Origin of the sequence: Aquimarina sp. Aq78 (assembly GCF_900299525.1) — a bacterium.
Lineage (GTDB): Bacteria > Bacteroidota > Bacteroidia > Flavobacteriales > Flavobacteriaceae > Aquimarina.
Map to the genome: position 1 here is coordinate 769,539 of NZ_OMKA01000029.1, position 12,397 is coordinate 781,935.

The 12,397-nt window shown below is 31.3% G+C and carries 9 protein-coding genes; 5 read left to right on the top strand and 4 right to left on the bottom strand.

Translation table 11 applies throughout. The annotated features are described in order from the left end of the window. Positions 1 to 8: 8 nt before the first annotated feature. The gene (locus tag DG435_RS22700) at positions 9 to 2,144 is read right to left on the bottom strand and encodes a carboxy terminal-processing peptidase (RefSeq protein ID WP_106791897.1); all 2,136 of its coding nucleotides are present in this window, start codon (positions 2,142 to 2,144) and stop codon (positions 9 to 11) included. A gap of 258 nt (positions 2,145 to 2,402) precedes the next feature. Here DG435_RS22700 and surE point away from each other — a divergent pair, with 258 nt between their 5' ends. The 3 genes from surE (at position 2,403) to lpxB (ending at position 4,807) form a co-directional block, all read left to right on the top strand. Next, complete coding sequence (gene surE / locus DG435_RS22705; protein WP_108840672.1) at positions 2,403 to 3,185, top strand: 5'/3'-nucleotidase SurE; 783 nt, start codon at positions 2,403 to 2,405, stop codon at positions 3,183 to 3,185. Next, on the top strand, positions 3,178 to 3,474 hold the full coding sequence (locus tag DG435_RS22710; protein WP_106791896.1) for a hypothetical protein: 297 nt from the start codon (positions 3,178 to 3,180) through the stop codon (positions 3,472 to 3,474). Before surE ends, DG435_RS22710 begins: the two co-directional genes overlap by 8 nt. A gap of 217 nt (positions 3,475 to 3,691) precedes the next feature. Continuing rightward, complete coding sequence (gene lpxB, locus DG435_RS22715) at positions 3,692 to 4,807, top strand: lipid-A-disaccharide synthase (protein WP_106791895.1); 1,116 nt, start codon at positions 3,692 to 3,694, stop codon at positions 4,805 to 4,807. A gap of 4 nt (positions 4,808 to 4,811) precedes the next feature. Here lpxB and DG435_RS22720 read toward each other — a convergent pair whose 3' ends face one another. Then, positions 4,812 to 7,022 carry a response regulator gene (locus DG435_RS22720; protein ID WP_106791894.1) on the bottom strand — a complete coding sequence of 737 codons (2,211 nt, stop codon included), beginning with the start codon at positions 7,020 to 7,022 and terminating at the stop codon, positions 4,812 to 4,814. Positions 7,023 to 7,255: 233 nt separating this feature from the next. Between DG435_RS22720 and DG435_RS22725 the strand changes: the two genes are divergently transcribed. After that, positions 7,256 to 7,777 carry a C40 family peptidase gene (locus tag DG435_RS22725; protein ID WP_106791893.1) on the top strand — a complete coding sequence of 174 codons (522 nt, stop codon included), beginning with the start codon at positions 7,256 to 7,258 and terminating at the stop codon, positions 7,775 to 7,777. Positions 7,778 to 7,967: 190 nt separating this feature from the next. After that, positions 7,968 to 10,013, top strand: coding sequence for a ComEC/Rec2 family competence protein (locus tag DG435_RS22730; RefSeq protein WP_106791892.1), 2,046 nt, complete (start codon positions 7,968 to 7,970; stop codon positions 10,011 to 10,013). Positions 10,014 to 10,026: 13 nt separating this feature from the next. Here the strand turns inward: DG435_RS22730 and DG435_RS22735 are convergent, their stop codons facing one another. Further along, complete coding sequence (locus DG435_RS22735; protein WP_106791891.1) at positions 10,027 to 11,298, bottom strand: serine hydrolase; 1,272 nt, start codon at positions 11,296 to 11,298, stop codon at positions 10,027 to 10,029. Between the two features lie 491 nt (positions 11,299 to 11,789). Continuing rightward, positions 11,790 to 12,329: a thioredoxin fold domain-containing protein gene (locus tag DG435_RS22740; RefSeq protein WP_108840673.1), complete on the bottom strand. Its 540-nt coding sequence runs from the start codon at positions 12,327 to 12,329 to the stop codon at positions 11,790 to 11,792. Positions 12,330 to 12,397: the final 68 nt, after the last annotated feature.

Consider the following 12,397-nt stretch of genomic DNA (forward strand, 5'->3'; position numbering starts at 1 on the left):
AATATGTATTAATTCTTTACCGTAAGTGGATTTTTAGATCTTCGAATGTTATTGATTTTTAAATCTTCAAGAACACTAATCGCCTCTTCTACATAAACATCTTTACTAAGGCTTTTATGCCATCTTTTTCTTTTCTCTGATAGAATCGAATCCTTTTTCATCAATTCTTTTTCATAAGGTAAAGATTGAAAAGTTAAATTGGTCTTATAATCACTAATCGCATCAAAACGCTCTGCTTGTTTCTCGTTAAGTGCAATATTTAACTTATACTTACTAAACTGTAAAGAATATTTGTTTATATCTCTTTTTTGTCTAACCCACTTTGCATTTTCTTCAATTAATTTTAATTGATCATTTTTAGACATTCTTTCTTTACTATTATTGATTGTTTGATCAAAATCGATATAGCCATCCCAAAGATCATAATCAGCAGCAGCTATTTTATCCCATGGTAGTGGGTTTTCCTGATCTTTTTCACCAATATCAATATAACTATAACGATCTGGAACTACAACATCACTTTTTACTCCTTCTAACTGTGTAGAACCTCCATTAACTCTATAAAACTTTTGAGTAGTAAGCTTTAAGGCTCCCAGATCTCCAAAATCATTACTGCGCATCCATCTATTAAGATCCATTACGTTTTGAACAGTTCCTTTACCATACGTTTGTTTACTCCCTATAATGATTGCTCTTTTATAGTCTTGCATAGCCGCAGCCAATATTTCTGAAGCAGAAGCAGATAATTCATTTACCAAAATAACTAATGGACCATCCCAAAGTATATTTCTGTCCTTATCACTTAAAACCTCTGGAGATTCTCCTTTTGTTCTAACTTGTACTATTGGACCTTTTTCAATAAATAATCCTGCAATATCTACTACAGTTTGTAAAGAACCTCCACCATTATCTCGTAAGTCAATTACCAGACCATCCATATCTTGTTCTTTAAGACGGATAATTTCTTGTTTTACATCTTTGGCAGCATTGCGTTGATTATAATCTTGCATATTAAAATAAAACTTTGGTAAATTAACAATCCCAAATGTTTTATCATTCTTTTTAACTGTAGATGATTTTGCATAAGTCTCTTCGAGCTCTACAACATCTCTAACAATTTCTATAATCTTTATAGTACCATCAACCTTTTTTACTGTTAGCATTACTTTTGTGCCCTTTGGGCCCTTAATTAAACTTACAGCATCATCAAGACGCATTCCAACAATGCTAACAGGCTCTTCTTCATCTTCCTGCTTTACTTTCATGATAAGATCTCCAACTTCAACTTCATTACCTCTCCATGCAGGACCTCCAGAAATGATTTCTATTATTTTTACATTATCATTTTTCTTTTGCAATCTGGCTCCGATTCCCTCTAACTTTCCCGACATTGCAATATCAAATCTATCTTTATCCTGAGGTGCAAAATAATAGGTATGAGGATCAAATTCTTCTACAATAGAATTGATATATATCGAAAACCAGTCTTTTCGTTCTAAATCATCAGCAAATTCAAAATATTCTTTTAGTGAAGTTTTTGTGATTTCACGAGATTCTTTTTCTAAAACAATCGAAGTTTTACGGCTATAATTACTGTTTTTGGTAACAGAATCTATTTGCTCTTCAACTTTATCATAATAGCTAGATAATGCATTAAATTTAAGTTGCAATCTCCAACGATCTTTCATTTGACTTTTACTCTCTACATAAGGTAAGTTTTCATAATTTGTATCGATACTTTCGTCTTTCTCAAAGTTAAAAGGTTGTTCCAAAATTTCTTTATGTAACGTTCTAGCCTCTGCCATTCGCTGTTGCAAACGATCATAAGTTAGATTAAAGAAAGTAATTTCTTTATTTCTGATTTCGTCATCAATCAGTTTTTCAAACTTCTTAAATTCTTCAATATCACTTTTATAAAAATATCGTTTCAGAGGATCTAAGGCATCAACATAATCAGAGAAAACTTCCTTAGAAAAATCATCATTTATATCCTTTGCATCATAATGCCCTTTACCTAAGACATAACTTATTAAATCAATTAGCAATTTATCTTTATCAGGATCATTTTCAACCTTTGTGGTAAAACTGCAAGAAGCTGCCGAAACGATCACGGTAAGCATCAAAATCAAAAAACTCTTTTTCATACGCTCATTTAATTTAGGGATTCAAGGCAAAATACATTAAAAATCGTGCCAATAACACGTAATAATACTAAATTTTTCTTAAATGAGCTAATATTATTTCTTACTCTTTATTCTTGTAAAATTCCATCTGTTCATATTTATAGTTTTATAATTTTTTAATGAAATATTTATCATTACTCTTTTAGTAGATAATGACTTTTTAGGAATTCTTATTTCGTATAAAAAAAGTGTATTTTTACAGTCGTAAAATTTTAAGCTATGCCGCAAAAAAGACCACTAATTTTAGTCACTAATGATGATGGGGTTACTGCCCCTGGAATACGTGCACTTATAGATGTTATGAATGAAATTGGTGATGTTGTGGTAGTTGCCCCAGATAGTCCGCAAAGCGGAATGGGTCACGCTATAACAATTAATAGCACTCTCTATTGTGATCCTGTTGTTATTAATAAAAATGCTCCACAAAAAGAATATAGTTGTTCGGGTACTCCTGTAGATTGCGTAAAAATGGCATCTCGTGAAATCCTTGACAGGAAACCTGATTTATGCGTAAGTGGGATTAACCATGGCTCAAACTCAGCAATTAATGTAATCTACTCGGGTACAATGAGTGCCGCCGTCGAAGCAGGCATTGAAGGAATTCCTGCTATTGGGTTTTCATTACTTGATTATAGTATGGATGCAAATTTTGAGCCTTCGAAGAAATATGTGAAAATTATTGTAGAAAATGTCCTCAAAAACGGGTTACCAAAAGGAGTAGTTCTTAATGTGAATATTCCAAAATTAATCGAAGAAGACATAAAAGGTGTAAAAATATGTCGCCAGGCGAATGCCCATTGGGTAGAAGAGTTTGACAAGAGAATAAACCCTATGGGGCGAGAATATTACTGGCTTTCTGGTGAATTTATTAACGAGGATAAGGGTGAAGATACTGATGAATGGGCACTACATCACGGCTACATCTCTATAGTACCTACTCAATTTGATCTTACTGCTCATCACTTTATACAAGAACTAAACAACTGGTCTTTACATGATTAAAAAAGAGATTTTTATTGGTTTTACAATCGGCTTATTTGTGAATGCTATAGGATTTATCTTATGCGTATTTATTTTTTCTGCACTAAGCTCTCAGGGATTATCATTTACTGAAATGGTAAAAGCTTCTGCAGAGAATGACTCTTTAGGAAGCTTAATTGCTTTAGGAGCGATGCCTAATCTAATTGTTTTCTTTCTTTTTTTAAGAAAAAATAATATATATCGAGCTCGTGGCGTGCTTCTTGCTACGCTTATTGCGGCTATTTGTATTGCAATTAGTAAATTTGGATGATCTTAAAAACATAATATCATATTTTTTAGATAAAATCGGTAAAATAAATGTTAGTTTTCGATACTTCGGAAACGTTAAATTTGTAGTTGTTCGATATTTTATCTGCCCTTAAGAAAATTAAAAAACATGAAACGAGCATGCTAAAAGCTTTATCACTCCAAAGGAATGATTAATAGCGAACAGCATGTGACTTTTGAAAAATAGTAAATATAAACACATGAAATACTACCTCATCGCGGGAGAAGCATCTGGGGATTTGCACGGTGCAAATCTTATGAAATCAATTCTTAAAGAGGATCCTCAAGCAGAATTCAGATTCTGGGGTGGAGATCTTATGCAGGCTGTTGGTGGCTCGATGGTTAAACACTATAAAGATTTAGCATTTATGGGGTTTATAGAAGTTTTATTAAATTTGTTTACCATTCTTAGAAATCTAAAACTTTGTAAACGAGATATTACAAGTTTTCAGCCAGATGCGATTGTTTTTATAGATTATCCGGGATTTAATTTGCGTATTGCAGAATGGGCAAAAGAAAAAGGATTCAGGACACATTACTATATTTCTCCTCAGATATGGGCATGGAAAGAAGGGAGAATAAAATCTATCAAGCGATGTGTTGATATGATGTATGTAATTCTACCGTTTGAAAAATCTTTTTATGAGGATAAACATGAATTTCCGGTTCAATTTGTAGGGCATCCATTAATTGATGCTATTGCAGATCATAAGCAAATTATGCCCGAAAATTTTAAGGCTGAACATAATTTGGACGATCGCCCTATTATTGCCATACTTCCTGGAAGCAGAAAACAAGAAATTCGTAAAATGCTTGAGGTTATGCTTACTGTTGTAGATGATTTCCCTAATTATCAGTTTGTCATTGCAGGTGCACCAAGCCAGGAAACTTCTTTTTATGCTCCTTTTATTAAAAAACAAGGAGTTCACTTAATTATGAATCGAACATATGACTTATTAAGTCTTAGTAATGCTGCCTTAGTAACTTCGGGTACTGCAACTCTAGAAACCGCCTTGTTTAAAGTACCAGAAGTTGTATGCTATAAAGGAAGCTATATTTCTTATCAAATTGCAAAACGAGTTATTAGTCTTGACTATATTTCTTTGGTAAATCTAATTATGGATAAACCAGTTGTAACCGAATTAATACAGAATGAATTTAATCCTAAAAGACTCAAGGAAGAACTTACTATAATAATTGACGATTATAAAAGAGCCGTTATGTTTTTGGATTATTATGATCTCGAAAAAAAACTGGGTGGTAGAGGAGCCAATGATAAAACCGCAAAATTAATTGTGGAGTCTATAAAAAACTGATTTTCTATTTATCACAACACACCATAATGGTTTCGTAAAGTAATTCTGGATCTACTGGCTTGTTAAGAACAGTGTATATTCCTACTTCGTTAAATTTTTCTCTGTTTAACTTCTCGGATATTGCCGTTAATGCAACTATTGGTATTCCTTTATCAAATTGCTTTATATATTTTGTTGCTTCAAAGCCATCCATTTTTGGCATCATTATATCCATCAAGATCATAGAATATTTATTCTTCTTGACCATATCTACTGCTTCTTTTCCATCATTAGCAGAGTCACAGTAAAAACCATAATTTGAAATTATTTTTTCTGTAATTAATTGATTCACCTTGTTATCTTCAACTAACAAGACATTAATACCCTCTAGGGATTCGTCATAACCATTTCCCGAGAACGTATTTTTTTCTATTAACTGTTCAGGAATATCAAATTTCATCGTAAATAAAACCAAAGTCCCTTTTCCCGGTTTGGATTTTAAAACTATATCGCTTCCTTGTAATTTTAGTATTTTTTTTACGATCGACAACCCTAGCCCGGTACCTCCATATTTTCTATTGATTTTGACTGATCCTTGATGGAAAGCTTCAAAAGCTTTGCTAATTTGTTTTTCAGACATACCTATACCAGTATCTCGGACAGAAAACTCTATTTCTGCTTTATTATCTATTTTCGAAACCAGTGAAGCTTCAATATAAATAGCACCATTTCTTGTAAACTTTAAAGCATTATCCAATATATTCAAGAAGATTTGAGAAACCCTGAGGACATCCCCTTTTAGATGACCAGGGATATCACTATCTATTTTTCTATGAATCTTATTGTTATTATCCTTCATTAACACAGAAGAATCTATCAAATTATTCAATAATTCTCTTAGGTCAAATTTCTCATTTTTTAGTTCTAGTTTTCCTTTTTCAAGATCATTTAGGTGAATTACATCGGCAATCAAATTCAATAAATAATCACTAGATAAATTGATTAACTTAATTTGATTTACCTGATGAGATGTCAATTCTTCTTTTTGCAATAAAAATGTTGTTCCTTTTATTGTATTTAACGGAGTGAGAAGTTCGTGAGTTACCGAATCCAAAAATTCTGATTTAGCCTCTAATGCTTCATCTACTTTTTGATTAGCTTCTACTAATTTTTCATAATTCTTTTGAAGCAATCTATTTATTTTCGTTTTATACAAAGAGATTCTGTATTGAATTATACTCATTAGAATTAATCCCAAAATAATTATTACACTTAACAAGATAATATAACCTCTATTTCCTAATTGCTCTGCTTTTAAGTCGTTTTCTAGTTTTATCCTCTTATTTTCTTCTTCTTTCAGGTTTAATTGATTTGATAGTGCAAGTGTTGTGCTTACTTCTCTTGTTCTTTGACCATGATACTCTAAAAGATTGTTGAAGGATTGACTATAAAAAAGTGCTGCATTTTTATAATCTCCAATCTTCTCATAATACAATCCCTTATTAGAATATAATCTTCCTTCAAAGTACAAATCTCCAGAATACGTAGATTTTTCCTTTTCAATAGTATCAAAATAGCGTTCTGCTTTCTCAAATTCTTTTAAATTAATGTAACTTTTTGCCAGAAACAGGTTTAAATTCTTTCTTCTGTCTTGCTTAACTCCAGTCTTTCTTATCGCATTTGCCGATTTTAATGCATGTTCGATAGCCTCATTCCATCTATTAACTTTCATATATCGCGAACTAAGGTTGTAATTGATATCGATCACATCTTTAGTTTTTCCATATTTCCTTAATAGTTGTTCTGCAATAAGGTAAGCTTGATACCCTTCTTCTTTTTTTCCTTGCATAGATTTGTGTACTCCAAGATCTTCATAATACAACCCTAACTGCCTTTTATTATCTATTTGTTTAATGATTTTTAGATTTTTGCCTAAATATTCTTCAACTCTAATGGTATCTCGTGTGCCGAGAAAAAAATCCATTTTCTCTCTATTAATATGGATTTCAAGTAATGGATCATTAACTTTTTTTATCAATTTTTCTGCGAGTTCTAAAAAATAGATGCCCTTTTCTTTCCCTTCCTTTGTTTGTGTTGAAAATGACTTTGAGGATTCTTCTAAAACTTCTCTTATACTATCAGAACTCACCTCTTTATCAACAACTTGTGCTGTTAAAGAGGCAATACCAAAATGTATTAAAAAATACATACTATATGGGAGCACCTTCAATTTCATCTGAAGAATATTAATAAGTATTTAACTAATAAGATATTAAAATATATTGTCTTTTACTCTATAACCTTAGACAAATACCGCAAAACCCGTAATTCCAAGGCATAAATAAATATTTTGTACTAGTATAAAATATTTATTTATGGCAATAATAAAAATTGAAAGCTTCTTAAACAATCTTAAACTCTTTAAAATTTTAAGCAAAAACGTGTACTTTTGTTACAAACCCAAGTCTAATGAAAAGAATAATCTTTTATCTTTTAATTACTATAGCTATAGTTTTAACTTCCTGCGGGAGCTCTTCTAAAAACAAAGCGGTTATATCTTCAAAAAATAGAACTAGCACTAAGGTCAAAACAACTAGAAGTCCTAACTCTAAAAAAATTAAAAGCATTGTGAGTTATGCTAAAACTTTTGGTGGTACCCGGTACAAATTTGGTGGTACTACAAGAAAAGGAATGGATTGTTCTGGCTTGGTATATACTTCATTTAAGAAAGAGAATATTGTCCTTCCGAGAACTTCCAGAACTATGGCTACCCAAGGTAAAGCCATATCATTAAAAAAGGTAATCGTTGGTGATTTACTTTTTTTTAAGACCAATAAAAGAAAAAATGTTATTTCTCATGTAGGGCTTGTCGTTGAAACCAAAGGAGTCATTAAGTTCATACATGCATCTACATCAAGAGGGGTTATTATATCTAGTCTTGATGAGAAGTATTGGAACAAGTGCTTTGCTGGTGCCAGAAGAGTTTTATAATCAACGTATTTACATTTCTATTTTACCAGTCAAATAATATATCCTCTTATAAATTCTTAAACAAGGTTGCTCCTACTTCCTTAATAATCCCAGTTCCGAAAAATGAAACTGGGATCCCCTATCATTGTACTATGAACATTTTTGAGCAATTAATGAATACTCAAAATAACTCTTTACGTAAGTCTCTAATGTGAAACTCATTAATATTCCTTTTATAGTCATCACTATTTCGACTCTACTCGGTATACTTATAGGGTATCATTTGACTATTGTTCCTAAAATTGTAATATTAACTTTCTTAATCTCTATCTGTATACTTGGTGTTTCATGGAAACAATCAAAAAAGATGTTCAACAAAGGATATTCTTTTGTCGTTATAATGATTATTGTTTTTATCATTTTCGGAATAGCTTTAGTTAAAATCCACAATCCAAAGAATTACTCAAATCATTATAGCAATCATATTGATCCAAAAGGATTACCATATGATATAGGAGTTCAATTTCATATTAAAGAACGATTAAAACCTTCATCCTACTATAATAAATACATTGTATCTACCAAATTTATAGATGGTAAAGTGGCACATGGTAAAATATTACTCCAGGTAGCAAGAGATAGCTCACAAAGCATTTTGGATATTGGCAACACATACACCGCATTCACAACGCTAAAACCTATTCCTCGTGCCTTAAACCCATACCAATTTGATTACTCAAAACATTTACATATTCAATACATATCACATAAGATCATTGTATCACCAAATCAGCTTATTGATAACCATAAAATTGAATATTCACTAGGGTACCTAGCGAATCAAATTAGAAAAACCAGTAACTTAAAATTATCTAAATATGATTTTGACTCCACACAGTTATCCATTATCAATGCCTTACTTTTGGGGCAAAGGCAAGATATAAGCCAAGATACATTTGATGATTACCGAGATGCAGGAGCTATTCATATTTTGGCAGTATCGGGGCTTCATGTCGGAATCATTTTGCTACTATTAAATTTGTTCTTAAAACCTCTTAACAGATATCATAAAAATGGGAAAATAATCAAATTAATTCTCACTATTTTATCGCTTTGGTGTTTTGCTATTATTGCAGGGTTATCCCCATCGGTACTTAGAGCTGTCACTATGTTTTCTTTTCTTGCCATAGGAATGCAAATTAGATCCAAAACAAGTATTTATAATTCATTGTTTATTTCTCTATTTATATTAATTTGCTTTAACCCTCTACTATTGTTTTCGGTTGGGTTTCAATTAAGTTATTTAGCAGTTTTTGCTATAGTATGGATACAACCCTTATTATCCAGAATATACAAGCCTCGGTTTTATCTTTCTAAAAAACTCTGGGAAACATTTACAGTTACTATAGCTGCTCAACTTGGATTACTACCTCTTTCTCTTTTTTATTTTCATCAGTTTCCGCTTTTATTTTTCATCTCTAATCTTATTATTCTTCCTTTTTTGGGAGGCATTCTTGGGTTTGGGATTTTGGTTATTCTGCTCGCTTATCTAAATATTCTTCCTGAGTCTATAGCAGCTTTATTTGGTAATTGTATTGATATTATGAATATTATTATTGCATGGATAGCTGATCAAGAAAGTTTTGTTATTAAGAATATTCCTTTCTCGGCCAGTATAGCCATTATCTTATACTTGATTATTATTCTTTCAATCATGCTATTTAAAAAATATGAAAGAAGAAAACTTTATTGGTTAGGGATGTCCATAATTATACTACTCTCAGTTTTGATCTACGAAAAGCATACGACATCAAATCTGGAAGAATTAATTGTATTTCATAACCAGCGTAACACTACTTTGGGTATCTTAGAAAACGAGCAGTTGAGAATCTACAGTAAAGATACTATTGCTGTAAAAACACAACATTTCTTATTCAGCAACTATCTCACCAAAAATCAGGCTACTTTGGATACCATTATGCGAATAAAAAACATTTACCAATATAAAAAACAAACTATTATGGTTATTGACTGCACTTCAATCTATCATATCAAAAGCTTTCAACCTGATATTATTATATTATCAGATTCTCCAAAAATTCATCTGGACAGAGTAATTGATAGTTTACATCCAAAACAAATCATTGCAGATGCGAGCAATTACAAAAGTTATATTGATCAGTGGGAAATTAGTTGTATAAAACAAGAAATCCCTTTTCATCGTACAGACAAAAAGGGAGCCTTTATATTAAAATAAACTTTTAAAAACTTTATAGCAACACTAAAGATTCTTTTAGCAATTGATCGTTCTGAGTAGTCATTATCTCTTGTATCATTTTATAAATTGTAGGTATACAATTCTTGGCCATTTTATTTTGACTGTTAAATAGCACGCAAATTCCCAGATCTTCGTTAGGATAAATTGCAATCTCACTTCTATAGTTATTAACACTTCCTCCATGATGCACAATAGTACTTGACTCTTTGGTATTAGCATCTACAAAAGAATGTACACGCCATCCTAAACCATAGAAAGATTTTGAATATCCAGGCCACTTCTGATAATATTGTCTTCTTCCTCCTACTTGTATTTTTGGACTAAATACTGTGCGCATTGTATTAGGCATCATAACTTCTGGATTATTCCCGAGCAAAAATTTCATCCACTTACCCATATCGGTTATACTTGCATTAATTCCTCCTGCAGCTATAGCATTGTTATAATACTTTTTATTAATGCGTTTAGGACGCCACCCATGTCGAATACGCTGATGTGGTTGTGCTACATTATCAGATTCTTTAAGAGCTTCATAACTTGCCGAAGCAGTAGTCATTTGTAGAGGTTTAAAAATCTTATTTTGAATAACTTCTCTTAAAGACTGACCTGTAACTTGCTCTATTACCTTACCACTTAACGCAAAAACAGCATTTTGATAGCTATAGATATTACCTGGTTGTTCGATAGTACGTACCTCTTTAAATTTGCTCGCAATTCTTGTTATAGATATTCCATCTTCTACAAGATTAGTAAAGCTATGATATGGTAAACCTGTAGTATGTGATAACACATGAGATAAGGTCACCTTTCTAGTCCGATCTTTACTAGAAAGTTGAAAATCAGGAACATAATCCACAATTTTATCTTCCCAATTTAATAAACCCTCTTCTACATGAATTCCCGTAAGTATTCCTGCAAAACCTTTAGAAACCGAACCGATTCTAAAGATTGTTTCTTCATTAATTTTATCTTTTAAAGCTATATTCCTTTTACCATAACCATCTACATAAATAATAGAATCACATTTTACAATAGCCACTGCTGCTCCTACAATTTGATTCTGATTTATAGCTTTGTTAAAATACGCCTGAATAGAATCAGCCAATCGTTCTTTATGTGAATTCGGAAAATAAACTTCTGTGGGTTGCGATATTTGAATAGCCTGGGGTTCTTGAGATAATTCTGGTTGCTTGGCGGAAACAAAAGAAAAAAGTAACGCAATAAACAACATAGATGGGACAGCTATGACTAGTATTTTTTTCATAAGTAGGTTTACAATTCAAAAAAGAATAAATAAAATCAAAAAAGCAATTACAATCTGTAGAGTAGGTATCAAAATTGAATTAAGCTAGATTAGTTTTATTTTCATTTCTTGAATCAGATTTGGGTATTATTTTAGGTTTATTATTAACTAACGAATAGATCTTCAATTAATTGCACTACCTCCTTTTTAGGGCTAATACTAAAGCACTTTGAATTGACTTAATTCTATGAGTACAAAAGATAGTTACATACAAACTTAATCTCAAAATCATTCTTAATCTTTGAGTTTGAAAGAAAAAACTCTCACAAAAACAAAAAAACATTCTATTTGAACGTTATTGCGGTCAATTTACGATAAAAACACTAAAAAACAAGACAAAATACACAAATCCACAAATAAGAGTATTTTATATAGTTCATTACATTTATAAAAAAGCCTCCTTTTTGATCACCTGATCAAAAAGGAGGCTTCAAAAAGTATAGTAATCTATATTAATTTTCGAAAGTACTTACAAAGGACTGTTCATATTTCTGCCATGCATCTGCACTAGTTAGCCTTTTATAATCATTATTATTGATCATCTTAAGGTATATCTCTAATTGTTGTGGTGTTTTATACCCCACAACAGGAGCAATAAGATTTCCTTTTTCATCAAAAAATACCATACTTGGATATCCAGTTATTTTAAGCGCATTTGCAAAAAAATGTTGACTATTTCTTCCTTTCCTATCCGGATTATAATTTGGATTGGTATAGGTAAAATCATTGTATTTTATTTCTTCTGTTCCTTCTGCATTAAACTTTACTGCATAGTAGTTCTTATTTACATAAGAAACTACATCTTTATTATGAAAAGTTCTTTTATCCAGAAGCTTACAAGGCCCACACCAATCTGTATATACATCCATAAAAATCTTTTTAGGTTCTTTTTTCTGAGCCTCTAAAGCGTCATTCATAGACATCCATTTGATTTCTTGTGCTTGAGTATAACAGCATAATAGAAATCCAAAAATAAAAAGTAGGTTTTTCATAAATCCAAAATTTTTATAACTAGTCGGAAACAAAAATCATTCCTTATTTAAAAATTCATTTGCCTTTG

Coding starts and splice junctions, on each gene's coding strand:
- DG435_RS22700 (WP_106791897.1), bottom strand. CDS start 2,144: ATGAAAAAGAGTTTTTTGATTTTGATGCTTACCGTGATCGTTTCGGCA.
- surE (WP_108840672.1), top strand. CDS start 2,403: ATGCCGCAAAAAAGACCACTAATTTTAGTCACTAATGATGATGGGGTT.
- DG435_RS22710 (WP_106791896.1), top strand. CDS start 3,178: ATGATTAAAAAAGAGATTTTTATTGGTTTTACAATCGGCTTATTTGTG.
- lpxB (WP_106791895.1), top strand. CDS start 3,692: ATGAAATACTACCTCATCGCGGGAGAAGCATCTGGGGATTTGCACGGT.
- DG435_RS22720 (WP_106791894.1), bottom strand. CDS start 7,022: ATGAAATTGAAGGTGCTCCCATATAGTATGTATTTTTTAATACATTTT.
- DG435_RS22725 (WP_106791893.1), top strand. CDS start 7,256: ATGAAAAGAATAATCTTTTATCTTTTAATTACTATAGCTATAGTTTTA.
- DG435_RS22735 (WP_106791891.1), bottom strand. CDS start 11,298: ATGAAAAAAATACTAGTCATAGCTGTCCCATCTATGTTGTTTATTGCG.
- DG435_RS22740 (WP_108840673.1), bottom strand. CDS start 12,329: ATGAAAAACCTACTTTTTATTTTTGGATTTCTATTATGCTGTTATACT.